Origin of the sequence: Streptomyces sp. Y7 (genome assembly GCF_043195415.1) — a bacterium.
GTDB lineage: Bacteria > Actinomycetota > Actinomycetes > Streptomycetales > Streptomycetaceae > Streptomyces.
This window is the reverse complement of record NZ_JBIDDQ010000011.1, coordinates 45,289-71,822: the sequence shown is the minus strand read 5'-3', so window position 1 is coordinate 71,822 and position 26,534 is coordinate 45,289. Positions and strand designations below refer to the sequence as shown.

Annotated in this window: 21 protein-coding genes and 1 pseudogene; 16 read left to right on the top strand and 6 right to left on the bottom strand. The window is 69.4% G+C overall.

From position 1 onward, the window contains the following. Positions 1-6: 6 nt before the first annotated feature. Positions 7-3,393, top strand: coding sequence for an AAA family ATPase (locus ACGFW6_RS25910; RefSeq protein WP_393514364.1), 3,387 nt, complete (start codon positions 7-9; stop codon positions 3,391-3,393). A gap of 658 nt (positions 3,394-4,051) precedes the next feature. Here the strand turns inward: ACGFW6_RS25910 and ACGFW6_RS25905 are convergent. Further along, positions 4,052-4,201, bottom strand: a pseudogene (locus ACGFW6_RS25905) (transposase family protein); the annotation flags it as partial. Next, complete coding sequence (locus ACGFW6_RS25900; RefSeq protein ID WP_393514738.1) at positions 4,165-4,419, bottom strand: hypothetical protein; 255 nt, start codon at positions 4,417-4,419, stop codon at positions 4,165-4,167. The pseudogene ACGFW6_RS25905 and the gene ACGFW6_RS25900, both read right to left, overlap by 37 nt. Positions 4,420-4,593: 174 nt before the next feature. Between ACGFW6_RS25900 and ACGFW6_RS25895 the strand changes: the two genes are divergently transcribed. Continuing rightward, positions 4,594-5,712, top strand: coding sequence for an acetate/propionate family kinase (locus tag ACGFW6_RS25895; protein WP_393514361.1), 1,119 nt, complete (start codon positions 4,594-4,596; stop codon positions 5,710-5,712). Between the two features lie 257 nt (positions 5,713-5,969). Here ACGFW6_RS25895 and ACGFW6_RS25890 read toward each other — a convergent pair whose 3' ends face one another. Further along, positions 5,970-7,733, bottom strand: a complete 1,764-nt coding sequence (locus ACGFW6_RS25890) for a PucR family transcriptional regulator (RefSeq protein WP_393514358.1) — start codon at positions 7,731-7,733, stop codon at positions 5,970-5,972. Between the two features lie 251 nt (positions 7,734-7,984). Here ACGFW6_RS25890 and ACGFW6_RS25885 point away from each other — a divergent pair, with 251 nt between their 5' ends. The 14 genes from ACGFW6_RS25885 (at position 7,985) to ACGFW6_RS25820 (ending at position 21,210) form a co-directional block, all read left to right on the top strand. Next, the gene (locus ACGFW6_RS25885; protein WP_260474639.1) at positions 7,985-8,239 is read left to right on the top strand and encodes a general stress protein; all 255 of its coding nucleotides are present in this window, start codon (positions 7,985-7,987) and stop codon (positions 8,237-8,239) included. Continuing rightward, positions 8,217-8,357, top strand: coding sequence for a hypothetical protein (locus ACGFW6_RS25880; protein WP_393514355.1), 141 nt, complete (start codon positions 8,217-8,219; stop codon positions 8,355-8,357). Before ACGFW6_RS25885 ends, ACGFW6_RS25880 begins: the two co-directional genes overlap by 23 nt. A 66-nt stretch (positions 8,358-8,423) precedes the next feature. Then, entirely contained in the window at positions 8,424-10,340 is a 1,917-nt protein-coding gene (gene dnaK, locus ACGFW6_RS25875; RefSeq protein ID WP_125524097.1) for a molecular chaperone DnaK, read from the top strand. Positions 10,341-10,350: 10 nt separating this feature from the next. Next, complete coding sequence (locus ACGFW6_RS25870; RefSeq protein ID WP_125524098.1) at positions 10,351-10,935, top strand: nucleotide exchange factor GrpE; 585 nt, start codon at positions 10,351-10,353, stop codon at positions 10,933-10,935. 6 nt (positions 10,936-10,941) lie between these two features. Then, positions 10,942-11,877, top strand: a complete 936-nt coding sequence (locus tag ACGFW6_RS25865) for a DnaJ C-terminal domain-containing protein (protein WP_393514351.1) — start codon at positions 10,942-10,944, stop codon at positions 11,875-11,877. Beyond that, positions 11,877-12,245, top strand: coding sequence for a chaperone modulator CbpM (locus ACGFW6_RS25860; protein ID WP_125524100.1), 369 nt, complete (start codon positions 11,877-11,879; stop codon positions 12,243-12,245). Before ACGFW6_RS25865 ends, ACGFW6_RS25860 begins: the two co-directional genes overlap by 1 nt. Further along, positions 12,236-14,875, top strand: coding sequence for an ATP-dependent chaperone ClpB (clpB, locus tag ACGFW6_RS25855; protein WP_393514347.1), 2,640 nt, complete (start codon positions 12,236-12,238; stop codon positions 14,873-14,875). The genes ACGFW6_RS25860 and clpB overlap by 10 nt, the downstream gene beginning before the upstream one ends. Beyond that, complete coding sequence (trxA, locus tag ACGFW6_RS25850) at positions 14,872-15,330, top strand: thioredoxin (RefSeq protein WP_393514344.1); 459 nt, start codon at positions 14,872-14,874, stop codon at positions 15,328-15,330. Before clpB ends, trxA begins: the two co-directional genes overlap by 4 nt. A gap of 6 nt (positions 15,331-15,336) precedes the next feature. Beyond that, entirely contained in the window at positions 15,337-15,597 is a 261-nt protein-coding gene (locus ACGFW6_RS25845) for a UBP-type zinc finger domain-containing protein (protein ID WP_393514341.1), read from the top strand. After that, positions 15,597-17,378, top strand: coding sequence for an FAD-dependent oxidoreductase (locus ACGFW6_RS25840; RefSeq protein WP_393514338.1), 1,782 nt, complete (start codon positions 15,597-15,599; stop codon positions 17,376-17,378). Before ACGFW6_RS25845 ends, ACGFW6_RS25840 begins: the two co-directional genes overlap by 1 nt. A 47-nt stretch (positions 17,379-17,425) precedes the next feature. Then, positions 17,426-17,923 carry an Hsp20/alpha crystallin family protein gene (locus tag ACGFW6_RS25835; protein WP_359092751.1) on the top strand — a complete coding sequence of 166 codons (498 nt, stop codon included), beginning with the start codon at positions 17,426-17,428 and terminating at the stop codon, positions 17,921-17,923. 474 nt (positions 17,924-18,397) lie between these two features. Continuing rightward, positions 18,398-20,329, top strand: a complete 1,932-nt coding sequence (locus ACGFW6_RS25830; RefSeq protein WP_393514334.1) for an MFS transporter — start codon at positions 18,398-18,400, stop codon at positions 20,327-20,329. Between the two features lie 21 nt (positions 20,330-20,350). Then, positions 20,351-20,743: a DUF2267 domain-containing protein gene (locus ACGFW6_RS25825; RefSeq protein ID WP_393514331.1), complete on the top strand. Its 393-nt coding sequence runs from the start codon at positions 20,351-20,353 to the stop codon at positions 20,741-20,743. A gap of 38 nt (positions 20,744-20,781) precedes the next feature. Continuing rightward, the gene (locus ACGFW6_RS25820) at positions 20,782-21,210 is read left to right on the top strand and encodes a DUF2267 domain-containing protein (RefSeq protein WP_393514328.1); all 429 of its coding nucleotides are present in this window, start codon (positions 20,782-20,784) and stop codon (positions 21,208-21,210) included. A 90-nt stretch (positions 21,211-21,300) separates the two neighbouring features. Here ACGFW6_RS25820 and ACGFW6_RS25815 read toward each other — a convergent pair whose 3' ends face one another. The 3 genes from ACGFW6_RS25815 to uvrA form a co-directional block, all read right to left on the bottom strand. After that, positions 21,301-22,494, bottom strand: coding sequence for a PP2C family protein-serine/threonine phosphatase (locus ACGFW6_RS25815; protein WP_381539155.1), 1,194 nt, complete (start codon positions 22,492-22,494; stop codon positions 21,301-21,303). Positions 22,495-22,785: 291 nt separating this feature from the next. Then, a complete protein-coding gene (locus ACGFW6_RS25810) occupies positions 22,786-23,235 on the bottom strand; it encodes a DUF1931 family protein (RefSeq protein WP_125524109.1) in 450 nt (149 codons plus the stop codon). Between the two features lie 461 nt (positions 23,236-23,696). Beyond that, the gene (gene uvrA, locus ACGFW6_RS25805) at positions 23,697-26,165 is read right to left on the bottom strand and encodes an excinuclease ABC subunit UvrA (RefSeq protein WP_393514324.1); all 2,469 of its coding nucleotides are present in this window, start codon (positions 26,163-26,165) and stop codon (positions 23,697-23,699) included. Positions 26,166-26,534 lie beyond the last annotated feature (369 nt).

The following is a 26,534-nucleotide window of genomic DNA, read 5'->3' as shown; positions in this document are numbered from 1 at the left end:
ATGTACATGGGCACCACCACGCGCGACGAGATCATCGCCGTCGAGCAGAAGGCGGTGAACCGCGCCTACGACTGCTACGCCGCGCGGCTGGCCGAAATGACCGGGGGCTCGGTTGCCATGGCCTCCGCCAGCGGCAAGGACAGCGTCGCCAACCGTCTCGCGGCCGAGGAGCAAGCCGCGGCGTACGGAGGTCTCGGCAACGCTTCGCTGGTCATCAGCCGCGTGGACGTGCAGGACGGCCCCGGTGGGGAGCCTGAAACCTTCTACATCGGCCGGCGTGCCGTGTCCGACGTCACCACCCGCGACACCGTCGTCGTGGAGTGGACCAACGTGCTGGCGAAGAAGTGGCTCGACGCGCTGCCGGACGCTCCGGGAGAGGTGCTGCTGCGGCGGCGGCTGCACTGCACGCAGCGCGTCGTCGAGGGCTATGCCGATGACATCTCCGTCGCCGTCCCCGCCCCGCGGCCGGCCGTGGACGACGCCGATCCGGCTTCATCGGCGGCAGACCCGGCCACCGACGCACAGCGGCAGGTGGCGGCACGGCCGCGCGTGCTCACCCCCGCCGACGTCGCCCGCCTCCATCATCAAAGGCCCCAGCAGCCCGACGACTTCCTCCTGCGCGAGCTTCAGCGCTCGCGCAGCGGCAGCATGCGGGACATCGTCGAGACCATCCGCCGCGACCAGATGGCCCTGGTCACCGGCTCGCCCTCCGACATCCTCGTAATCCAGGGCGGCCCGGGTACCGGCAAGTCGGCGGTCGGCTTGCACCGGGTTACCTGGCTCGTCAACAACGGGCACTTCAAGGCCCAGGACGTCCTCGTCGTCGGCCCCCATCAGCGGTTCCTGGAGTACGTGAGCCAGGTGCTGCCCACGCTTGGCACCCGGAACGTCAACGCCGTGCAGGTGACGCGACTGTGGGACGGCGAGATCCTCGGCACCGACAGCCCCGCGGCGCGGATGGTGAAGTCCGATGAACGCATGGCGGCCGTCCTGCGGCGGCGCGTCGAGCTCGAGTGCCGTCCCGAGGCCGTCGACGAGTTCACCACCACTGCCTCTTACGAGGGGGCCAAGCCTGAGCTCACCGTCACCGTCGGCAGCACGACCCTGCGTGTCCCGCGCTCCGAAATGCTTTCGCTCCTCGAAGACGTGCGCCAAGGCGATGGCTCCTACCGTGAGCGCCGCGACCGCTTCCGCGGGCTGCTCGTCGACCGTCTGCTGCGGGAACTCGTCGCCGTCGCCCCTCGCCGCAGCCGCGACGACACGATCCGCCGCGACCTGGAACGCAACCGTCAGGTCGAGCGCCTCATCGAACGTGTCTGGCCTTCGCCCGGCGCCAGGGAAGCCCTCCGCACCCTCTACGACTCCGAAGACCTCCTGCTCACCTGCGCCGAGGGCATTCTCGACGCCTCAGAGCAGGCCGCTGTGCGCCGTCCTCGGGCGGACACGGCGGACGCCGATCCCTGGACGCTCGACGACCGGGTCTGCCTCGAAGAACTGCGCTATCTCATCACCGGGGAGACCCCGCAGCGGTACGGGCACATCGTGGTCGACGAGGCACAGGACCTGACACCCATGCAGGCCCGCTCCCTGCGCAGGCGCTCTGCGGCGCAGGGCTCCATGACCATCCTCGGCGATCTCGCCCAGGCCACCGGTCCCCACACCCCCACCGACTGGGACCGCCTCGGCACCCTCCTGTCCGACCACGGCGACTGGCGCGTGGCCGAGCTGAACACCAGCTACCGCGTGCCCGCCGAAATCATGGAGTTCGTCGCCCCCTTGGCCCGTACCGTCGCCCCCACGCTGCCCTACCCGCAGGCCGTGCGCGCGGCGGGCGAGGACGCCGTACGGACGGTCACGACGGAGCCGTGGAAGCTCCTCGACGACACCGTGGCGGAAGCCACCCGCCTCATCGGCACCAGCGACGGACAGACCCTGCGCTCCGTGGCGGTCATCGTCCCCGACGACTCCGGCTGGATCGATGAGATCAGTCACCACCTGGACCTGGCCGACGGCATCACCGAGCAGGAACGCGAGGCGGTGTCCGTGCTGGCCGCCGCCCAGGCCAAGGGCATGGAGTACGACCACGTCCTCGTCGTCGAACCCGCCACCATCGCCGACCGGGGCCCGGCCGGCCTGCGCCAGCTGTACGTCGCGCTCACCCGCAGCACCCAGAGCTTGACCGTCCTGCATTCGTCCTTGCTCCCGGAGGCCCTCACGAACACCGACGGCAGCAGTACCGAACCAACACCTGCCGAAGGCGAACCAGGCATGGCAGACGCTGAGGTCCCCGACATCGGTACGGACGTCCGAGTCCGCGTGACCGGCCGGGCACCGGGTGGCCGGTACAGGGTCAAGGCCCTGTCTCCCGCGATCGACGTCCCTCTCGTCCTGACCGTCCGCCACGGCTCGGTGCCCCCGCTTCCCGGCGCGGTACTGGACTGCTGGGTGTTCGCTCACGAGACGAACCACTGCCTGCTCACCGCGGACCAGCGTGGCCGCCAGCCCATCTCCCCCACCATGGCGGATCGCTATGTGGCGGCGCTCGGCGTCTTCGACGACCTGACCAACGGTGACGGAACCATTCCGGAGAACGCCCGTGATCGTCTGTCCGAGCTCAAGGGCATGGCCAACCGCGTCCTCCGCCGTGACCAGGCGGACTGGGTTGACGTGCGTCGTGTGCTCGGATCCCCGGACAAGCACCGCCTCAGCATCCTGCGCGACCTGGCGGCGCACACCAATCGCATGCTCAAGGACAACAACCTGGACCTGAACCGACTCCAGGCGGACCTGGCACGCGCCGACTGGGCCCAGGCCCTGAACGCGGCCCGAGCGGCGCTCCAGCATCGCCGGGCCGCCCCGGGCGAACCGGAAACCGAGAGTGCGCCCACCTCCGTCGAACAGCCGTCCGAGCAGAAGGAAGCAGAGCCCGTGACCTCCGAAGGCATGCTCGCCACGCCAGCGCCCGCCACGCCCGCCAAGGGACTGCTGCACTCGCTGGAGACCACGGCGGCCGCCGACCGCACGTGCAAGAAGCACGAGGCGGTGCGCCATGCTCTCAAGGCGGCTCTGCTCTGGGCGGACCTGGAGCCGACCGACTCCCCGGTCATCGATGTCAGCCGCACCGCGGAAGACGGCCACTTCCTCTACGAGGTCCTCGGTGCCGGTCGCTCCACCTACGCCGACCTCCGCTCGGGAGCCACCCGCCTCCTGGAGATCAACCACACCCTGCCTGCTCCTGCCGACCGCCTCTACCTGGTGCTCTCCGAACCGCCCGCCGAGGACTGGTCGGCCGACACCGTGTTGGGTGTCTTCGGGGTTCAGGTCCTGTGGCGCACCCCCGACAGTTGGGGCGGCCACGACGCGGAAACCGCCCTGGGCTCCGGAGAGGCGTAACCGCGGCCGACTTCGCCGACTTCGACCGCTGGCAGGACCAGATCCGCCTCACCGGCGGCACCAAAACCATCGGCCCCGCCACCAAGACCGTCCTGCACGCGTACACGACGGACACCGAGCCGGACGGCATGCCCCGGGTCGCCTGCGGCAACCGCCGTGCCTCGCGCTGCACTTCCACGATCTCGGCACACGGGCAACACCCTCGCTGCCTCCGGCGCGAGCCTGCGGGAGCTGATGACCAGGATGGGGCACAGCACGCCCCGCGCGGCCCTGATCTATCAACACGTGGTCAGCGGACGGGACCGTGAGATCGCCGGTCGCCTCGGCTCGATGATCCGCCAGGCTCGGGGTGATGACGACGTGGCATCGTAGTGGCATTTGTGGCACGCGCGTGGCACGGCCGTGATCACAGCAAAGGGCCAGCTCGAGGGGATCAAGCCCCTGAACTGGCCCTTAGTCGTGTGCCCCCGGCAGGATTCGAACCTGCGACACCCGCTTTAGGAGGGCAACAGTGCCTGTAGCCAGTGGCTCCTACCTGCATCTTTCGTCTTAATGATGACACCTGGAGTGTCTGAGAGTGCAGGTTTCGCTTGTGGTTCACGGCTAGAGGCACGGCTACCCCAGGGGTTCTGATCTCCTCCTGGGGGGACTCACCGGCACGGCCGGGCAGCGCGGGCGAGATCCACAGCAGTCGTCCGTCCGGATCGGTCACCAGCTGCACGTCCACCCCATGCCGACGGTGCTTGGCGGAGTAGTCGGCCCGGCCGTCCCCTACCCGGTCACACACGGCGAGAGTTCCGTCGAGCAGATGCCCTCCAGCCCGAGGTTGGTGTGGTTGGCCGGGTCGCCGTGGACGGGTCCGGTCACCAACAGCCCATCGGCGTCCCGCTCACGGACGAGCGGGTTGAGCGCCGCGCAGACCATGGTGATCCCCGGGCGCGAGCCCCAGTGGGCGAGCTGCCTCGGCTTGATGTGTTCCGGCCGCAGCGGCTCCCGTAGCAGCACGTTGCCGCGCAGGAAGATCACTGATGCGGCCACAGAGTCGGTCGCTCGCTGGTACGCCGCAGGTGTGCTGAGCTCATGCGGTGGGCTTCCGTTTCCTTCGAGGTCAGGCGGGTACGCGGCTGACCTCGGCACACACGCCGAGCCGTTGCGGGTACAACCGCGCGACGTGGTCCGGGACCGCGGGGAAGGGGCACCGTGTCGGCAGGAAACATCGGCCCTGTCCTGGTGGCCGCCGCAGGCTCGTCCAGCCTGAGGCTGACCGTGTTCGGCGACGACGGGCACGTCCTGGCCGAACACCACAGCGCCTCCGCACCCGGCGAAGACGTGTCCGGCCCTCTGCGGCAACTGCTGGCCCAAACGCCTTCGCCCACTGCCGTGGGTCACCGCATCGTCCACGGCGGACCCGGACTGCGCGGCCACGTCCTGATCGACGACGAGGTCCGGGCCGCCCTCGGGAATGTGGCCGACCTGGCACCGCTGCACGTCCCGCCGGCCCTCACCGTCCTGGATACCGCCCGGAACTTGCTGCCCTATGTCCCGCACGCGGCCTGCTTCGACACCGTCTTCCACGCCGGCCTGCCCGCCGCCGCCCGCGAGTACGCGGTGCCCACCACCTGGCGCGAGGAGTACGGGATGCGCCGGTACGGTTTCCACGGGCTGTCCTACGCCTGGGCACTCGGCCGAACGGCCGCGCTGCTCGGTCAGCGCCCCGAGCAGCTCCACCTGGTGATCGCCCACCTGGGTGGTGGCTGTTCTGCCTGTGCGGTGCGCAATGGGACCAGCGTCGACACCACCATGGGCTTCACACCGCTGGAGGGGTTGGTGATGAGCCGCCGCAGCGGAAGCGTGGACCCCGGCGCCCTGACCTGGCTGCAGACGTGGCACCGTCTGTCCGCCGAGGACATCGAGGACGTACTGAATCACCATTCCGGTCTGCTTGGCCTCTCCGGCACCTCCGGCGACACTCGCGACCTCGTCCGCAGCCGGGCAGCGGGCGACGAGCGCGCCGCGCTCGCCCTGGACGTCTTCACTCATCACTGTCGCCGCGGCATCGCCGCGATGGCCGCATCCCTCGACCGGCTCGACGCCCTGGTCTTCACCGGGGAGATCGGCGAAGACCAGCCCGAGGTCCGCGAAGAGGTATGCACCCGGCTCACCGCCCTCGGCCTGACCGGCGGCCTGCGCACGCCCGACGACGCGAGCCGTCCGGCAATCGTCAGCGGGCCGGGGGCGGAAATACCGGTCGTGGTCGTACCCACCGGAGAGGCCCAGCAGATCGACCACGAGACCCGAACCCTTCTCCGCGGCCCGTGAGGCGCAAGCGCGCCTTCCGCCGCACGTCGTCGCGTTCGTAGGAGAAGTGCGAGAAGGTCGTGACCGGCCGGGACCGCACCGCTACCACTCCTACTGGCCTGGCGCGCAGTGACGACGTTGCCCATCCCGTCAGCCCACGTGCGCAGGGCGATGCCGGCGGAAGGCCGCGAATGCACGGGTAGCAGCGTTCCAAGGCATAGGTCGGCGGGCGCCGGAGCCAGGCTGACCCGCTGCGCCGGCTCCCCGGGTCTCCGCGATCAGCGTCCCCGCCCGCCCAGGATGATTTTCCAGACGCGCGTTGCCACCTGCAGATTGAGCCGGGTGTCCACATCCGCTAGGTCGCGGTCGCTGATCTCACGGATGCGCTGCAGCCGGTAGCGCAGGGTACTGCGATGAACGGTCAGCGTGGCTGCCGCATCGTCGTAGTTGCCTCCGCAGTCGAAGTAGCGCGAGAGCGTCTCCACCAACTCCGTGTCGTGCCCTGCGTCGTAGTCGATCAGCTGGCCGAGCCACTCTCGCACGAAGTCTTCGAGCTCCCGGAGATCGTTTCCGGGCCCCAGGATCCGGTACAGCCCGAGGTCGTCGAAGAACGTCGTCCCGTGGCGCTGGCGGGAGTTCTGCCGCACCTCCAAGGCCCGCAGCGCCTCCTGATAACAGCGGGGAATGCCGTCCGGGGAGTCGCAGCGGGTGCTCACCCCGATCGCTCCGTCGGTCGTCCCCAGCTCATGGGCCAGCGCCGCGTACACGGCATCGTCGTCGGGCCTCGCTTCGGTCAACAGGACCATGCGGTCGCCGCGACGGGTGATCAGCGGTCGGGTAGCCGTGGTGGTCATCGCTTGCTCGACGGCGCGGGTGAAGGAGCTGGTCGCGGCGTTACTCGGCCAGTGCACCACGACCACGTAGTGAGTACGTTGAAGGTCGTGCCCGACGGCTTCGGCTCGGGCATAGGCGCTCGTCTCGTCGGTTCCCTCCAACAGGTCGTCGATCAGCTGGCGGCGCAGCCGCAGTTCGACCTCGGTGAGTTCCCGCATATGCACGAGCTCTTGGGCAAGCGACCGCTGGGCATGATCCAAGGCGAACATGGTGTGCTCGTCAGCCGTCGCCTCGGGGTCCTCGACGGCGAGTACGCCGAGGACCTCGCCGCGTGGCCGGGCTAGGGCGATCAGACGACCCTTGACTCTGACCGGACCCGCCTCGCGCGCAACCTGGCCCAACATCTCTTCCTGGGAGGTCGAGGACCGTACCGGATAGGGGTCGGGCCGGTCGGGACCGGCCCAGGACCTCAGATTGCCGAACCGGTCCTCGATGAGCGCCGACAACCCGGTGAGCTCGTACAGGGCTTGGGTGATGGCATCCTCGCCACCGCCCCGGCCAGCGACACGGGCGAGGGTCTCGTGCACGGTCTCCTGCAAGTGCAGCTCGGAGCGCACTGTGTCCAGCTGCTGCAGTGCGGTGTCCCGTTCGGTGCGGAGGCGGCTCCGTTCGCCGGCGCTCTCGTGCGGCGGCACGCGCGTGACCGTCAGTGACAGGGCCGCCGATGTGAGCTCCACGAGGGTCGAGAGGAGAAAGTGCCCCTGCTCATCGGGCTCGAAATGAGAGGAGACCACAAGGTAGCCGAGCACACCGCCCGTCCCGCGCAGGCCGAACGCCCAGGTCCAGGGCCTCTCTGGAAGGGGCAAGGGGCCGTCAGCCCCGCCCAACTCCTCCATCCCCGCATCGTCGACCGTTGGCGCTCCCACGTCGTTGCCGGGGATGCGGGACAAACCGTCGTCCGTCGCAACGTATCCAGCCTCGGCGTGGTACGGGCCAAGGGCACTGACGTGCCGCATGGCCAACCGCACGATCTCACTCCGCTCCGCGCAAGTGAACAGGGTGTGGGTCAGCACCAGCAGCCCGTATGGGTCCAGCGCCGTGAGCGGACGGGGGTCGTGTCGTTCGGTGCCCGCGGTGCTGCTCGGGTGACGGGTCACCTTCTGGGCGGAGACGTGCGGGGAAAGCCTCCGTGACGGATGGGAGGCCATGGTCACTCCGTTCCCCTCCGGTCATCGGAGGCGATCGAGCGAGTCGTGGGATCTACATCGGCGCGAGCCCCGCGTACCCAACCTAGACACGGTCATCCGTCTTGTCGGGAATTGCCCTTGTTCTCGAGGAGTGACCGACTGCGTTGATTTCTGACCTGTCGGGTGCAAGCGGAGCGGGCTGCCCTCTTGCAACTCTGGGCTTGTCAGGGATCACCGGGCGCACTGGTGGCCGTGGCAGGAAGGACTGGCTGATGAACCAGCAGGTCCGCAGGGCCATCGCCTCGTATACGACCTACCAGGAGGCGGAATGCGCCGTCGATCACCTACCCGATCACGGTTTTCCCGCCGAGAGGGTGACCACCATCGGGCAGGACGTGGGCCTGGTCGAGCAGGTGACCGGTCGTATGGGGCACGACGGGGCCGGGCTGCAGGACGCGGCGAGCGGCACCCTGTCCGGCGCTCTGCTCGGGTATGTCTTCGGGCTTGCTGAACGTCGTCGCCGATGACGCGGTCGCCGACGAGGCGGTGCAGATGCTGGCCGAGCTGCCGAACTGGACCGGCACCAGCACAACCAGCGGCGCTTGGAAGAGCAGCCGCCCGCGGAGCGGTCCCGCCGTCACCTGAGCGAGTGCGGAAGACAGGGCGCCACTGCGAAGCGAACGGAGGCGCCCGTCGCGGAAGGAGTTCCTCATGGCCAAGGCAGTAGGCATCGACCTAGGCACCACGAACTCGGTGATCGCCGTCTGGGAGGGCGGGGAGTCGGCGGTAGTTCCCAACAGCGAGGGCAACCGCACGACGCCGTCCGTGGTGGCCTTCACCGACACCGGCGAGCGCTTGGTGGGCCAGCTGGCCCGCCGCCAGTCGATTCTCAACCCCAAGGGCACCATCTACTCGGCCAAGCGGTTCATCGGCCGGCACTTCGACGAGATCTCCGATGAGGCCAAGGCCGTCGCGTACGACGTGGTCGAGGGAGACGGCGGCGCCGCCCGCTTCAAGGTGCGCGACAAGCTCTACGCCCCTGAGGAGATCAGCGCGCAGGTGCTGCGCAAGCTCGCCGACGACGCCTCCAAGCAGCTGGGAGAACGGGTCACGGAGGCGGTCATCACGGTGCCCGCCTACTTCAACGACGCCCAGCGCACCGCGACCAAGGACGCCGGACGGATCGCCGGCCTGGAAGTGCTGCGGATCATCAACGAGCCGACCGCGGCCGCCCTCGCCTACGGGATGGACAAGAAGCAGCACGAGACGGTGCTCGTCTTCGACCTGGGCGGCGGCACCTTCGACGTCAGCATCCTCGACGTCGGCGACGGCGTGGTGGAGGTACGGTCCACGGCGGGCGACAGCCATCTGGGCGGCGACGACTTCGACCGCCGGCTGGTCGACCAGCTCGCCGACGGCTTCCAGAAGGAGAACGGCATCGACCTGCGTCAGGACCCACAGGCCCTGCAACGCCTGTTCGAGGCCGCCGAGAAGGCCAAGACCGAGCTCAGCTCGGTGACCCAGACGCAGGTCAGCCTGCCGTTCATCACGGCCGACGCCTCCGGGCCCAAGCATCTGACCACGACGATCATGCGGTCGACGTTCGAGCAGATCACCGGCGACCTGGTGGAGCGCTGTCTGGGCCCGGTGCGGCAGGCCATGGACGACGCCAAGGTCAGTGACAGCGACATCGACGAGGTCATCCTCGTCGGCGGCTCCACCCGCATCCCCGCCGTCCAGGCCCTGGTGCGGAGGCTGACCGGCGGCAAGGAACCCAACATGAGCGTCAACCCCGACGAGGTCGTGGCGATGGGCGCCGCGATCCAGGCCGGGGTCCTCAAGGGCGAGGTCAAGGACGTCCTGCTGCTCGACGTCACCCCGTTGTCGCTGGGCGTGGAAACGCGCGGCGGCGTGATGACGAAAATCATCGAGCGGAACACCACCATCCCGGTGCGACGCTCCGAGACCTTCTCCACCGCCGAGGACAACCAGCCCGCCGTCGACGTCGTCGTCCTGCAGGGCGAGCGTGAGAGGGCCGCCGACAACCGGGTCCTGGGTCGCTTCCAGCTCACCGACATCCGCCCCGCACCGCGCGGAGAGCCGCAGATCGAGGTCATCTTCGACATAGACGCCAACGGCATCCTCAACGTCACCGCGCGGGACAAGGACACCGGCAAGGAACAGGGCATCACCATCAGCGAGAGCTCCAACCTCGACCGAACCGAGGTCGAGCGGATGGTCCAGGAGGCCGAGCGCAACCGCGGTGAGGACCAAGCCCTGCGCGAGGCAGTCGACGCCCGCAATGAACTGGACGCCATCGCCTACCAGGTCGAAAAGCGCCTTGGCGAGCTCGGCGACGCCGCGCCCGCCCACGAGAAGGCCCGCGCCGAGATGCTGGTGGCCGAAGCCCGCGAGGCGGTCAAGAACGAGGCCGGCGCGGACAAGGTCCGGCCGCTGACATCCGAACTCCAGCAGATCTTCGCGGGGCTCGCAGCCCACCAGGCGGGAGCCGCCGCGGGCGGTCCGGCGGGCACCGGCTCACCGGACGGATCCGGTCCCGGCGAGGCCGCGCCGGGCGGCGCCGGGGACGACGACGATGTGATCGACGCCGAGTTCGACAAGGGCTGAGGTGCGCGCCATGCCCATCCCACCCCGGGACCGAGAGCCCGACCCGCCGCCCAAAGGCGCCGTACAGCCGCCGCGCGGGGACCTTGAGCAGTCCGGAGCGCCGACCGAGGAGGCCGAGCCGGGGCCCGACGCCGCAACCAGCGCCGCCGCACCGGAGGACGAGTACGCGGCCGCGCTGCGAGAAGCCGAGGACCGCTGGCGCCGCACTCTGGCCGACCTCGACAACCTGCGCAAACGCCACGCCCGGGAGCTGGAGCGGGAGGCCGCGGCCGAACGCGCCCGTACGGCAGCGGCCTTCCTGCCCGTCATCGACAACCTGGAACTTGCCCTGAGTCACGCGACCGCCGACCCCGACGCGATTGTCGAAGGTGTCCGGGCCGTGCGCGACCAGGCCGTGAACGTCCTGGAGCGGCTGGGCTACCCGCGCCACGCAGAGACGGGCGTGTCGTTCGACCCGGCCCGGCACGAGGTGGTCGGCGTGGTCCAGGATTCCGACGCCGATCCGAACACCGTGGTCCAGGTGCTGCGACCCGGTTACGGGGAGGCCGAGCGGCAGCTGCGGCCTGCCGCCGTGACCGTCGCCAAGCGGGAGTGACCCTCCATGGCACGCGACTTCTACGAGGTGCTCGGCGTTGCGCGCACCGCCGACCCGGACGAGATCCAGCGGGCCTACCGCACCCTGGCCCGCAGGTACCACCCCGACGTCAACAAGGACCCCCAGGCAGAGGAGCGGTTCAAGGAGATCAATGAGGCCTTCAGTGTCCTGTCCGATCCGGACCAGCGAGCCCGGTACGACCGCTTCGGCGAGGACTTCCGGAAGGTCCCGGAGGACTGGGAGGAGCGGGTCGCTGCCAGCGCCGGCTCCGGCAGCGGCTTCTGGGGGACCACCGGGGGCGGCCCCCGGGTGCGGTACTCCACGACGGGCTTCGGGGACGAGGGGGTCGACGTCGAGGATCTGTTCGGCTCGCTGTTCGGCGGCGCCGGGCGGATGCGCGTGCCCGGCGCCGACCAGGAGGCCGAACTACCGCTCACCGTCGAGGAGGCCTACCGGGGCGGCCGCCGTACGGTCACCCTCGCCGGACCCGCCGGGCAGCGGAGCTACCAGGTCGACGTGCCGCCCGGCACCACCGACGGGCAGCGCATCCGGCTGGCCGGGGAAGGCGGGCGCGGGAGCGGCGGCGACGCTCCCGCCGGGGACCTGTACCTGAGGGTGCGGATCCAGCCGCACCCCGAGTTCCGCCTCGACGGCCGGGACGTCCACGTGCGGCTTCCGGTCGCCCCGTGGGAGGCGGCGCTGGGCGCGACCGTGCCGGTGCCCACGCCGAGCGGTGCCACGGCGAAGGTGACCGTGCCCGCCGGGTCCTCCAGCGGACGGCGCCTGCGGCTGCGCGGCGAGGGCATGCCGGGCCCGCGCGGCGCGAACGGAGACCTGTACGCGGAGCTGCGGATCATGGTGCCGCCCCGGCTGAGCGACCGAGAGCGCGAGCTGCTGGAGGAACTTGCTGCTGTCTCCTCGTTCGACCCCAGGAGGACCTGATGAGCGACCGACCGGCCGGGGCCCGCCCGTCCCGCGCACGCACGCACGAGGTGGGCGTGCAGTACGCGATCGTGCCCGTGCCCAGGCTCTCTCTGGAGACCGTGGCCCGCCGCTCAGGCGTCCATCCTGAGCTGATCCGTCGGTTCGTCGCCCTCGGACTGGTGGACGCCGACCGTGACGCCTCCGGACGGCTGGTGTTCGCCCCCGCGGCCCCGGCCGCCCTGGCCCGCGTCCAGCGGTTGCGCACCGGGCTGTGCCTGAACTACGCATCCGTCGGTCTGGTGCTCGACCTGCTCGATCGCATCAGCCTGCTCGAAGCCGCGCTGCGACGCGCAGGCGTGAGGAGTGATCTACCACCATGGACATGAACCGCCTGACCCAGAAGTCCCAGGAAGCCCTGCAGGAAGCCCAGCGCGCCGCCGGCAGCCTCGGCCACACCGAGGTCGACGGCGAGCATCTGCTGCTTGCCCTCCTCGACCAGGAGGAGGGCCTGATCCCGCGGCTGCTGCAGCAGGCGGGCACCGAGCCCGAGGAGTTGCGCGCGGCCGTACGCGAGGAGCTCTCCCGCCGGCCCAAGGTGACCGGCCCCGGCGCGGCACCGGGCCAGGTCTTCGTCACCCAGCGCCTGGCCCGGCTGCTGGACGCGGCGGAGCGGGAGGCCAAACGCCTCAAGGACGAGTACGTGTCCGTGGAACACCTGCTGCTGGCCCTGGCCGAGGAGGGCTCGACGACCGCCGCCGGGCGCATGCTGAAGGAGCACGGCGTGACCCGGGATTCCTTCCTCGGCGCGCTCACCCAGGTCCGTGGCAACCAGCGCGTGACCTCCGCCAACCCCGAGGTGGCCTACGAGGCCTTGGAGAAGTACGGCCGCGACCTGGTCGCCGAGGCCAGGACCGGGCGCCTCGACCCCGTCATCGGCCGGGATGCCGAGATCCGTCGCGTCACCCAGATCCTCAGCCGCAAGAGCAAGAACAACCCTGTGCTGATCGGTGACCCCGGCGTCGGCAAGACCGCCATCGTGGAGGGTCTGGCCCAGCGCATCGTGCGCGGTGACGTGCCCGAAGGACTGCGCGACAGGACGGTGTTCGCCCTCGACATGGGCTCGCTCGTGGCAGGCGCCAAGTACCGCGGCGAGTTCGAGGAACGCCTCAAGGCCGTGCTGAGCGAGGTCAAGGCCGCCGAGGGGCGGATCCTGCTCTTCGTCGACGAGTTGCACACGGTCGTCGGCGCGGGCGCAGCCGAGGGCGCCATGGACGCGGGCAACATGCTCAAGCCCATGCTGGCACGCGGCGAACTGCACATGATCGGCGCGACCACCCTGGACGAGTACCGCAAGCACATCGAGAAGGACGCCGCCCTCGAACGCCGCTTCCAGCAGGTACTGGTCGACGAACCCAGCTTGGAGGACACCATCTCCATCCTGCGCGGACTGCGTGAACGCCTGGAGGTCTTCCACGGTGTCAAGATCCAGGACACGGCGCTGGTCGCGGCGGCGACGCTCTCCCACCGCTACATCACCGACCGTTTCCTGCCCGACAAGGCCATCGACCTCGTCGACGAGGCCTGTGCCCGGCTGCGCACCGAGATCGACTCGATGCCGGCCGAACTCGACGAGATCACCCGCCGGGTGACGCGCCTGGAGATCGAGGAAGCCGCCCTGTCCAAGGAGACCGACCCCGCCAGCAAGGCCCGCCTGGAGGAACTGCGCAAGGAACTGGCCGATCTGCGCGGCGAGGCTGACGCCAAACACGCCCAGTGGGAGGCCGAACGGCAGGCGATCCGCCGCGTGCAGGAACTGCGCCAGGAACTGGAACAGGTCCGCCACGAGGCGGAGGAGGCCGAACGCGCCTACGACCTCAACCGCGCCGCCGAACTCCGCTACGGCCGCCTCCAGGACCTGGAGCGCCGCCTCGCCGCCGAGGAGGACCAACTGGCCGCCAAACAAGGGGAGAACCGGCTGCTGCGCGAGGTCGTCACCGAGGAGGAGATCGCCGACATCGTCGCCGCCTGGACCGGCATCCCCGTCGCCCGCCTCCAAGAGGGCGAACGCGAGAAACTGCTGCGACTCGACGAGATCCTGCGCGAGCGCGTCATCGGTCAGGACGAAGCCGTCAAGCTCGTCGCCGACGCCATCATCCGCGCCCGCTCCGGCATCCGCGACCCGCGCCGCCCCATTGGCTCGTTCATCTTCCTCGGCCCCACCGGCGTCGGGAAGACCGAGCTGGCCAAGACCCTCGCCCGGGCCCTGTTCGACTCCGAGGAGAACATGGTTCGCCTCGACATGAGCGAATACCAGGAGCGGCACACCGTCAGCCGGCTCATGGGGGCCCCGCCCGGATACGTCGGCTACGAGGAGGGCGGCCAGCTCACCGAGGCCGTACGCCGCAAGCCGTACTCGGTCGTGCTGTTCGACGAGATCGAGAAGGCGCACACCGATGTGTTCAACACCCTGCTGCAGATGCTCGATGACGGCCGCATCACCGATGCCCAGGGCCGCACCGTCGACTTCCGCAACACCGTGATCATCATGACGTCCAACATCGGCTCCGAGCACCTCCTCGACGGCGCCACCGCCGAGGGTGAGATCAAGCCGGACGCCCGTGCCCTGGTGATGGGCGAGCTGCGTGGGCACTTCCGCCCGGAGTTCCTCAACCGCGTCGACGACATCGTGCTGTTCAAGCCGCTCGGTGAGTCCCAGATCGAGCGGATCGTGGAGCTGCAGTTCGACGAGCTGCGGCAGCGGCTCGCCGAGCGCCGCATCACCGTCGAACTCACCGACGCCGCCCGGGAAGCGATCGCCCACCAGGGCTACGACCCGGTGTATGGAGCCCGCCCGCTGAGGCGCTACATCTCCCATGAGGTCGAGACCCTCGTCGGGCGCGCCCTGCTGCGCGGCGACGTCCAGGACGGCGCCACGGTCCGCGTGGACGCCCAGCACGGAGAGCTGGTGGTCACCTACGACCAGCCCGAGGACGTGACGGGAGCGAGGGCGGCATGAGTACCGTGCAGGCCACCAACGTCACCTGCCCGCACTGTGGGCGTACCAACCGGGTACCTGCGGCCGCCGAGGGCCGCCCCAGGTGCGGCAACTGCAAGCAGCCTCTGCCGTGGATGGCCGACGCGGGCGACGACGACTTCGCCGAGATCGTCGAGCAGGCCGCCGTGCCCGTGGTCGTCGACCTGTGGGCCACCTGGTGCGGCCCCTGCCGCATGGTGAGCCCAGCGCTGGAGAAGGTCGCCGCCGATCTCGCGGGAAAGATCAAGCTGGTCAAGGTCGACATCGACAAGAACCCGCGGCTGGCGCAGCGGTTCGAGGTCCAGGCGGTACCGACGCTGCTGGTCCTCGACAAAGGACAGACCATCGCCCGACAGGCGGGTGCCGCACCTGCCCCTGCCCTGCGGCAGTGGGTGGAGCACTCGATCGCGGGCCACGAACCGGCCGGGAAAGGGTGATCGGCCATGACCGTAGGAACAGACCCACACCTTGCCCTCGCACGCCCCGTTACCCCGCGCGCCCCAGGGTGCGAGGAATGCCTGGCCACGCGTTCCCCCTGGGTCCACCTCAGGCTCTGCCTGACCTGCGGCCACGTCGGCTGCTGCGATTCCTCGCCGAACCGGCACGCCCGCCGTCACGCCGCCGCCGACGGCCATCCGATCGTGGCCTCGCTGGAGCCCGGCGAGGACTGGCGGTGGTGCTTCGTCCACGAGGCGTTCGTGTGATGCCCGGCGACGAGACGCGCCCGGGCGCAGCGCCGGTGCCGGACGAGACGGCGGAGGGCGTCCCCTTCGAGACGCCCGACATCTACGGTGCCTATCCCCGCCTGCCGGACGACCAGATTGCCCGCCTGGCGCAGCACGGCCAGAGGCGTGCGGCTGACGCCGGTGACGTGCTGATCCGGGAGGGGGAGCGGTGCGAGACCTTCTACGTCGTCCTCAGTGGCTCGGTCGCCATCGTCGAGGGCTACGGCACGCATGACGAACGCCTGCTGCGTGTGCACGGCCCCGGCCGCTTCATCGGCGAACTCGGCCTCCTGAACGGACAGGTGGCCTTCTACACCGCCGTGGTCAGGGACCCTGGCGAGTTCCTTGCCCTGTCCATGGATCAGCTGCGTGACCTGGTGACCCGGGACTCCATCCTCGGTGATGTGGTGCTGCGCGCCTGCCTGGGCCGCCGGGCTCTGCTCGTGGGGCAAGGCGCCGGTTTCCGAATCATAGGCTCGCGCTATTCGCCTGACACCCGGCGGCTGCGCGAGTTCGCCGCTCGCAACCGGCTGCCGCACCGCTGGATCGATCTGGAGACGGACGAGGAGGCCGAGGCGCTGCTGCGCCGCTTCGCGGTCGGTCCGGAGCAGACGCCGCTGGTGATCTGGCGGGACACGACACTGCTGCGCAATCCGAGCAACGCCGAACTGGCCCGGTTGATCGGCTTGTCGCCCCTGCCGTCGGGCAACGGCCGCGGCGATCTCCTTATCGTCGGCTCCGGTCCGGCCGGCCTCGCTGCCGCGGTGAACGGCGCCTCGGAGGGCCTCGGCACCACCGTGGTCGAGACGATGGCCACCGGCGGCCAGGCCGGGACGTCGTCCCGCATCGACAACTGCTTCGGCTTCCCCTCCGGCATCTCCGGCGCCGAACTCACCGAGCGCGCTGTGCTCCAAGCGGGCAAGTTCGGCGCCCGGATCAGCGTCCCTGCGGAGGCGGCCCGGCTCGAACGGCGAGACGGCCACTACGCCGTCGGGTTCGCAGACGGCAGCGAGATCACCGCCCGTACCGTCGTCCTGGCCACCGGCGCCCACTACCGCCGCCTCCATGTGCCCGGCATCGAGCCGTTGGAGGGCTCAAGCGTCCACTACTCGGCGACCGTCTACGAGGCCCAGCAGTGCCGTACCGACCCGGTGGCGGTCGTCGGCGGCGGCAACTCCGCGGGCCAGGCCGTGCTCTTCCTGGCCGGGTACGCACCGCAGGTGTATTTGTTCGTCCGTAGGCCGAGCCTCGAGGCGCACATGTCCCGCTACCTGATCGATCAGGTCGAGCGCCACCCGCGGGTGCGCGTGCTGCTGCACACCGAGATGACCGAGGCGCTCGGCGACAAGACGCTGGAGTCGGTCACCGTGGTCGACCACCGTACGGGCGAGCACCGCCACCTCACGGTGCGGGCCCTGTTCGTCTTCACCGGCGCCGACCCCCACACCGAGTGGCTGTCCGGCGCGCTCGCCCTCGACGCGCGCGGCTTCGTGCTCACCGGCGCGGAGGCGCAGGCCTGCTCCGTTCCCGAACTGTGGCAGAGCCAGGGCCGCGACTGCCTGACATTGGAGACCAGCCTGCCTGGCGTCTTCGCCGCCGGCGACGTCCGCAGCGGCTCGGTGAAGCGCGTGGCCTCCGCGGTCGGCGAAGGCGCGATGAGCATCCACTTCGTGCACCGCTACCTGGACCACACGGCAGCGCCCGGCGGCACCGACAGCTCCTCGCGCACCCGTCCGAAGGAGTCCGCTTGGCTCGCATGACACCCAGCGGGCGACGAGATCACGAGAGGGAGAAGGAGGCGATGGGAATGACCACGCCCGTCCGGCGCCACCGCGGTGGCGCGATGCAGGGCAGCCCCGTTGGCTGGGCACGCAATCCGCTGACGGAGTTCGACCAACTGCTCAGCGAGATGAGCGGACTGATCGAATCCACGGTGGGAGGCACTGCGCCCGCAGTCGCGTGGACACCTCTGGCGGATGTCACGGAGTCCGACGACGCCTTCCACGTCGAGATCGAACTCCCTGGCGTCAAGAGCAAGGACATCAACGTCGAAGCGAACGGCCAGGAGCTGGTGGTCACCGGAGAGATCAAGGAGAAGGAACGCAAAGGCGTCCTGCGCCGGAGCACGCGCCGCACCGGATCCTTCGAGTACCGGCTGCGGCTGCCCGGAGAGGTCGACAACGAAAAGATCAATGCGCAGATGTCGGACGGGGTGCTCACCATCACCGTCCCCAAGGCCGAGGTCGCAAAGCCCCGGCACATCGAGATCAGCGAGACGAGTGAAAGCACCGAGAACAAGGGCTGAGACGCGAACGCCGCGGTTCCGGGCACCCATCCGGCACCGCGGCCGGGCCGGCGAGGCTCGACACCCGGGGTGACTCATGAACCACGTCCCCTGTCAGAACCGCTCACGGCGGCGGAGACTCGGCACGCGGCTCCCCATCGGCTTCCTTTCGGCGCCGCAGACGCCAGGCGCGCACCAGCCGAAGGGGGAGCAGACCCAGCGGTGCTCGCCGGCCCAAGTCCGCTTGGTCCTCGCGGTCGAATGCCCGTGCGTAACGCTCGGCGTCCTGAGCCGTGGGATATCGCTTGCTTCCCTCCGCTCCGCACCCACGCGCGCAGCGCCAGAGCATCGTGTCGCCCTCATGGAGAAAGCGAAACCGGTGTCCCAGAAGGTGGCAGCGCAGCACAGAAGACCACCCTATGCGGACCGGTCCCGTCCGGCCTGTTCTGTCCCTCTACAGGCAACAGCCCATGGCCCTGAACGAGGAGGCACGGCATGACCACCACAGCCGAGCTCGGTGTCGTCACGACCAAGGTCCCCGCCCGGCTTGACCGGCTACCGTGGTCCCGATTCCACTGGCGGATCGTCATCGGTCTGGGAACCGTCTGGATTCTGGACGGACTCGAAGTGACGATCGTCGGGGCGGTCGCCGCCCGGATGACCGAACCGGGCAGCGGCATCAACCTCACCAGCTCCGACATAGGCACTGCCGCCGCCATCTACGTGGCAGGCGCATGTGCGGGCGCTCTCCTGTTCGGAAGGCTCACCGACCGCTACGGGCGCAAGAAGCTGTTCATGCTCACGCTCGGCATCTACATTCTTGCCACCGTCGCGACCGCGTTCGCCCACGACGCCTGGTACCTCTACCTTGCCCGCTTCATCACCGGTATGGGTATCGGCGGAGAGTATGCCGCCATCAACTCGGCCATCGACGAGCTGATTCCGGCCCGCAATCGCGGGCAGGTGGATCTGGCCATCAACGGCAGCTACTGGGTCGGTGCGGCGCTCGGCAGCCTGGTCGCCGTGCTGCTTCTCAACGAGAGTCTGCTGGCAGCCGACCTCGGCTGGCGGCTGGCCTTCGGCCTCGGCGGCATTCTGGGCCTGGCCATCATGCTGGTACGCCGCCACGTGCCGGAGAGTCCCCGCTGGCTGTTCATCCACGGGCATGAAGACGAGGCTGAACGCATCGTCGACCGGATCGAGGCCGAGGTGAAACAAGAGGCCGGCCGCGAGCTGCCGGAGCCGGGCGCGGCGGTCACCGTACGGCAGCGCGACGTCATCCCGTTCAAGGAGATCGCCGGCGTGGCTCTGCGGCGGTACCCGCGTCGCGCCGTTCTCGGTCTGGCGCTCTTCATCGGACAGGCGTTCCTGTACAACGCGATCGTCTTCGACCTGGGCACGATCCTGAACGGCTTCTTCGACATCGGCTCCGGCTCGATCCCCTACTTCCTCGCCCTCTTCGCGATCGCCAACTTCCTCGGACCACTCCTTCTCGGCCGACTGTTCGACACCGTCGGCAGGAAGCCGATGATCGCGGGCACCTACTTCGGCTCGGCACTCGTGGCCGTCGTCCTCGCCGTCCTGCTGATCAACGGCTCTCTCACTGCATGGTCGTTCTTCCTGCTGGTCTCGCTGACCTTCTTCGTGGCGTCCGCGGGAGCGAGTTCGGCCTACCTGACGGTGAGCGAGGTCTTCCCCATGGAGACCCGAGCTCTGTCCATCTCGCTGTTCTTCGCGATTGGCACGGCCGTTGGCGGAATCACCGGCCCGCTGCTGTTCGGCCACTTGATCCACAGTGGCGATGCCAACCTGGTGGCCATCGGCTTCCTCGTCGGAGCGGCAGCCATGGCGCTGGGCGGACTGACCGAAGCCTTCTTCGGTGTCCGGGCCGAACAACAGTCCCTGGAGAACATCGCCCGGCCCCTCACGGCCGAGGAAGCCGAGGCAGCCTGGCGCGACGAGCCCGCGCCACAGGACGCACGAGACCGCCTCCGGCCCGCGCACGTCCGCCAGGCCGAGCACGACCGGGAACTGCGGATCGCCGACCGCACCGCCCGCCGCCGGGAGCGGGAGCGCACCGGAGCCCGCCGCTACCGCCCGGGCACCGGACCGGGCAGCAACCTGTACTCGCCGGGGATGGCCGGCACCGCGGGCACAGCAAGCCGTACGTCCGCCATGGCCGAACAACGCCTCGACGACGAGATCGAACAGATCACCCACGCGCTCCAAGAAGCCGGCCCGACGAGCCGCGACCAACTCGAACAGGCCGTGGGCGGCCGTTCCTGGGGCCCCGGTCGCTTCCGCCGCGCCCTGCGTGAGTCCGAGCGGGAGTCCCGGGCCAAGAGCCTTCCGAACGGCAGCTACGCGCCGACGGACGGACCCGCACGGTCCGACAGCACACCGGGCAACCCTCATGACCAGCGGTGACCGGGGCAGAAGGAGGCAGCGATGAAATACGACGGATTCCTCGCCCGTGTACGCGAGCGAGGCGAATACAGAGACCAGGAGGAAGCCGCGGGCGTCACCAACGCCGTGCTGGAAGTGCTGGCCCAACGGATCAGCCCGGGGGAAGTCAAGGACCTCGCATCCCAACTGCCGGGCCCGCTGGGACAAGTCCTGGAAAATGCCACGCCGCAGCAGGCGCAGAGCTTCGGGATCGAAGAGTTCTACCGCCGGGTCGCCGAACGCATCGATGCCCGGCCGCGCACGGCGCAGTGGGACGCCAGCGCGGTCCTGACCACCGTTGCCGACGCTGTCACTGGGGGAGAGTTGAATCAGATCATCAGCCAGCTCCCCTCCAGTTACGCGGCCCTGTTCGGCAAGGCCGACCTCGCGGACTGAGCCCGTGGGCGCGGCGCCCAGAACGAAAGGCTCCGGAAATGGTTGATACAGGTTTCTCCTCGTTCGACACCATGGTGGACAAGGCCAACCGGCTCCTCAAAGACGTCGAGGAGGCCTTCGAATGGCCCAAAGACCGCCGCAAGCAGTCGTACGCGGCACTTCGGGCCGTGCTGCACCCGCTCCGGGACCGTCTCCCGGTCGAAACGGCCGTACAGTTCGGGGCCCAGCTGCCGACCATCGTCAGGGGCGTCTACTACGACGGCTGGAAGCCGGCCGAGACACCCGTGAAGATGAGCAACGAGGAGTTTTTCGCACGGGTCCGGAGTGAATTCCCCTATGCGGTAGAGGGCGGCAGCGAGCGGCTAGTGCGCACCGTGCTGAAATCCCTGGAGCGCCATGTGAGCGCCGGCGAATGGCAGCACCTCAGGTCCCGTGTGCCGAACTCGTTTGCCGCGCTCCTGCCGTGACCAGCCTTTGCCTGGGTGGGCATGGCGCTGCAGATTTGCGGCGCCATACCTGCCGCTTACCGGCGACTGAGCCACGCTCGGCGCGTGCCGTCACGGATCAGGGGGCTGCCACTCGACCATCAAAATCGTGGCGTCGTCGCTGAGTTTGTCGTGCTGATGTTCGAGGATGGCATGGATGAGCAGGCGCAGCGCTTCCGGGGCGCTCTGCCCCGCTGCGGTCGACCGGATGATGTAGTCGGTGAAGCGCTCCAGGCCGAACTCTTCGCCTGCCTCGTCGCGTGACTCCACGACGCCGTCTGAGTAGAGCAGTATTCGGTCACCGGGTTCGAGGCTGACGTCGTGCACCCGACGGGCGGTCCCGGCGAGACTGGCTGGCAGCCCCAAAGGAGGCTCCGGTGGCCGCTCCAGAGCATTTTGGAGCAGGCGGTGGCGACGGATGAGCAACGGAGGCGGGTGACCGCAATTGCACCAGCGCAGCACACCAGTGGTCATCTGCAACTGGGTGAAGACCCCTGTGCAGAACTGCTCCGGAAGCCAGTTGGCCAGCGCTTCGTCCACGGTGCCCGCGAGTTCGTCGAGGTCTGCCCCGCTGCGCCGGGCGTTACGGCAAGCTGCCATGGCGACGGAGGTGGCCAGCCCGGACGCCAGGTTGTGCCCCATGCCGTCAAGGATGGTGGCGTGCAGAACGTCCTCGGTGAACGCATGGTCGAAAGCGTCGCCGCCCAGTTCGTACGCAGGCTCCAGAACCGCCGTCGAGACGACCCGCCCGGTGCCGATCGACCGGGGAGGGAGAAAAGCCCTCACCATCTCCGTGGGCAGGTGCATCGGCCTGGTACGCATGCGCTGCGCGATGGTGTCGCTGTAGGTGCGCTTGGATGTGATGATCAGTGCGAGGAGCAGCACCATCGTTCGACAGCGCCGTAGCTTGAGCCCGTCCAAGGCGCTCATGTTCAGTTCCACGACGCCCAGCCGCTCCGCTCCGTCGGTCAGTGGCAGCCAGACCTTCATCCCGCCGGAGGGGCCTTCTTCCACTCGGAGAGAGTCGGTGCGGTAGGCCCATCCGGCCAGCGAACTGTCGAGGTCCAGTTCCGGCTCGCCGTCGACAAGCGGCACCAGCAGTCTTTGCTGGATGTCGACCAGATAGATAGCGGCTCTGCCCAGACCCATGGCCTCGGCATACCGGCTCAGGACCACGGGCAGTTCCGCAGGTGATGCCAGCTGGGCTGCTCTGACCAGTTCCTCCAGCAGCCGCTCCCCGGACCCGACGGACATGTTCCCGTCCATCCCTCGATGATCCCTGCGAGGCCGATCCGCCACAATCTGAGCTCTCCGACACCCGATTTGTGGGTCGATCAGCCTGGGGTGCTGGCGCTTGCACTTGCGGATCGGTCGGGCAGCGGGATCGGCTGCCGACACCAGCAGATCGGAAGTCGGGCGTGACCCGCTATCCGCACGGCGGTCTGTTCCAGCAGCCGGCGAGTGCCCGCCGCGGTGTCGGCCAGCCCACCGACCAGGTGCGTCAGCCGCCGCTGACGCTGCTTGGCCATGGCCTGCACGGCCTGGTCCGGTCGCCACTCACAGCAGGAGGTCGAAGACGGCCCGGGCCTCGGCCCAGTGCTGGGTCTGGGGGTTCTTCAGATCGGGGTGGAGGATCTTGAAGCTCTGGGCAAGGGCCAGGCTGAGGCCGCCGATGATGTCCGGATAGGCCGCCTCGGTCTCCTCGTCGGGTGTGCGGTCCAGAGCGGGATGGGCGGCGAGCTGTTCCAGGATCGGCTTGAGTTCTACCTCCTGGTCGATCTTCCGGAAGTGGTGAATGCTCTCCTGTAGGCCTTTCGTGATCGGCAGGTCACAGGTCCGGATGATGTCGCGCCCGTTGGCCTTCGCAGTGGCCTGGGCAACGGTCAGCAGATCGTAGAGCTTGGCGTCGACGAAGTCGCTGTATCGCTTGAGATCGTTCTTGTCGACGTCCAGCCCCGCGGCCGCACGGAAGAACCTCTCGAACCTGGCGATGGACATCACGGTCATGACGGCAACCTCCGACTGCGGGCGCCGAGGTGACTCCCGGCCCCTGGGCTTCTCAGCCAGCTTGGCCGACGGGGGCGCGTGAGCGCATGCGTATGCCGGGCCCAATTGGCCTCCCTGTATTGCCCTGCCAGGCCCAGGCGTCCGACCCGCCCGGGGGTGTCGCACGGGTGTGCGGACCGACAGAGGGTGAACACCGGGTTGCGGACCGCCCCCTTAGGCAGGGGTGTGGATCCGCATAGCCCGGTTGAGCAGGTCGGCGCAGAACTTAGGTCCGGCCGTGCCAGTGGAATTTCTGACTGATGGGCAGGCAGGACGTCGCGCGCGCCTCCCCGCTCAAGCACGCCAACCTCAACTGCCGGGGCCGGTACAGCTTCGCCGCCCGCCCGCAGCGCGCGGGGCTGCGGCCAATGTGCGACCCGGCAACAGCTTGCCTCGACGAGGACGACACTGCACACGAGGAGTCAGGAGCGCGCGAGCCGGGCCGCGAGATAGGGCGCGGTGGCGCTGCGGCGGGTTCTCGCCACCTTGGCCGGCGGGCCCGTCGCGACCACCCGCCCGCCCGCGTCGCCGCCGCCTGGACCGAGGTCGATGACCCAGTCGGCGGTGGCGATCGTGTCCAGGTCGTGTTCGACGAGGACAACCGTGTTGCCCGAGTCGACGAGCCGGTGCAGCTGTCGCAGCAGCAGCGCGATGTCCGAGGGGTGCAGTCCCGCCGTCGGCTCGTCGAGCAGGTAGAGCGCGTGCCCGCGGCGGGCTCGCTGCAGCTCGGTGGCCAGTTTGATGCGTTGCGCCTCACCGCCGCTGAGTTCCGTCGCGGGCTGGCCCAGCCGCAGGTACCCCAGTCCCACCTCGCGCAACGTCTCCAGACTGCGGGAGGCCGCCGGGACGGCGGACAGGAACTTGGCGGCGGCGTCGACGGACAGTGCCAGTACTTCCGCGATGTTCTTGCCGCGGTAGGTGACCTCCAGCGTTTCGGCGTTGTACCGGGCGCCTTCGCAGGTCGGGCACGGCGCGTAGGTGCCGGGCAGGAACAGTAGTTCCACCGCGACGAATCCCTCGCCCTGGCAGGTCTCGCACCGCCCTTCGGGCACGTTGAAGGAGAACCGCCCGGCCGAGTAGCCGCGCGCCCGGGCTTCGTCCGTCGCCGCGTACAGCTTGCGCACCGCGTCGAACATCCCGGTGTACGTGGCGAGGTTGGACCGGGGCGTTCGGCCGATGGGCCGTTGGTCGACCCGGACCAGCCGGTCGAATGACTCGACCCCTGACGCATCCTGGACGTCGACCTCCAGCTGCGCCTCGTCGGGCTCCTCCGGTACGAGTCCGAGGTGGCCGCGGACGACCTCGGCGAGCACCTGCGTCACCAGCGTCGACTTCCCGGAACCGGACACGCCCGTCACCGCCGTCAGTACGCAGAGCGGTACATCGACGGACACGTTGTGCAGATTGTGGCGGGAGACGCCGCGCAGGTGCAGCCAGCCGCGCGGTGTGCGCGGGCGGTGATCGAGGGGCTGGGCGCGCCCGAACAGGTACTGGCTCGTGGCCGACTCCCCGACCTCCTCAAGACCGGCGACCGGGCCGCTGTACAGCACGCGTCCGCCGCCCTCGCCCGCACCGGGGCCGATGTCGACCACCCAGTCCGCCCGCCGAACGACGTCCATGTCGTGCTCCACGACGAACAGCGAGTTGCCCGCCGCCTTGAGGCGGTCCAGCACCTCCAGCAGTGGTTCCGCGTCAGCCGGGTGCAGGCCCGCGGAGGGTTCGTCGAGTACGTAGACGACTCCGAACAGGCCCGAGCGCAGCTGGGTGGCGATCCGCAGGCGCTGCGCCTCGCCGGGCGACAGGGTCGTCGAGCGGCGCCCGAGGCTGAGATATGCGAGGCCCAGGTCGAGCAGTACGTCGATCCGCGCGACCAGATCGCCGCAGATCCGGACCGCGACCTCGGTTGTCTCCCCGGACCGGGCGGTCGACGTGGTGGCGTCGGCCTCGGACCGGCCCGCAACGGGCCGCAGCAGCGCCACGACCCCGGTGAGCGGCATCGCGTTGATCTCGGCGATGGAACGTCCGGCGAAGGTCACGGCGAGCGCCTCGGGCCGCAGTCCGCTGCCGTGACAGGCGGGGCAGGGCACACTCCTGACGAACCGGAGCGCCCGGTCGCGCATCTTCTCGCTCTTGGAGTCGGCGAGGACGTGCATGACGTGCTTGCGGGCGCTCCAGAACTTGCCCTGGTAGCCGTAGTCGACGCGGTCCTCCTCCGGCTCGATGTATACGGAGGGCTGCTCGTCCGTGTACAGCAGCCAGTCCCGGTCCTTCTTCCTGAGCCTGCGCCACGGTCGGTCGATGTCGATCCCCAGGCCGCTCACGACACTGCGCAGGTTGGCGCCCTGCCAGGCGCCCGGCCAGGCAGCGATCGCCCCCTCGCGGATGCTCAGCGAGGAGTCCGGGACGAGCAGGTCCTCGGCGACGTCGTGCACGACGCCCAATCCGTGGCACTCCGGGCAGGCGCCGGCCGCGGTGTTGGGTGAGAACGACTCGGCTTCCAGTCGTGCGGCCCCGGGCGGATAGGTGCCGGCGCGGGAGTACAGCATGCGCAGCAGATTGGACAGCGTGGTGAGGGTGCCGACCGTCGAGCGCGAGCTGGGCGACCCGCGTCGCTGCTGCAGGGCCACGGCCGGTGGCAGCCCGGTGATTTCCTGCACGTGCGGTGCGCCTACCTGTTGCAACAGCCTTCGGGCGTACGGCGCCACTGACTCGAAGTAGCGTCGCTGAGCCTCCGCGTAGAGCGTGCCGAACGCGAGCGAGGACTTCCCCGAACCGGAGACACCGGTGAAGGCGACCATCGCGTCCCGAGGAACGTCGACATCGATGTTCCGCAGGTTGTTCTCACCGGCGCCCCGGACATGTACGAAGGGGTCGGTCGCGTCCTCGTTCACCGTTCCTGATTACCTGATCGCGCCGCGAACCGCGCGACAGGCGCCGTCGCCGGGCCCGGCTCCCAGGGAACACTCGAGAGGGCTTCACCATTGATCCGTATCCCCGGGCCTCACCCAATTGCCCCATGGGAACGATCGTGCGGCTGAAGGCCTATGGAGCCCTCGCCGCGAGGCGACTGCCCTTCGCGCCCACTCTCGATCGGCCCTGACTGGGATCCCCGAACCAGTCGGGGCCTTCGTCTGCCCCCTGCATGCGCACTTCCGGGCAGGACACCGAAACGGGTGTCCGGTGGCGCGGCGAGCGGTGCCGACCGGGGCGCGGAGCTGGTGTTCGCGGTGGCACACGCAACCGTGTGGCCTGGTGGTGGA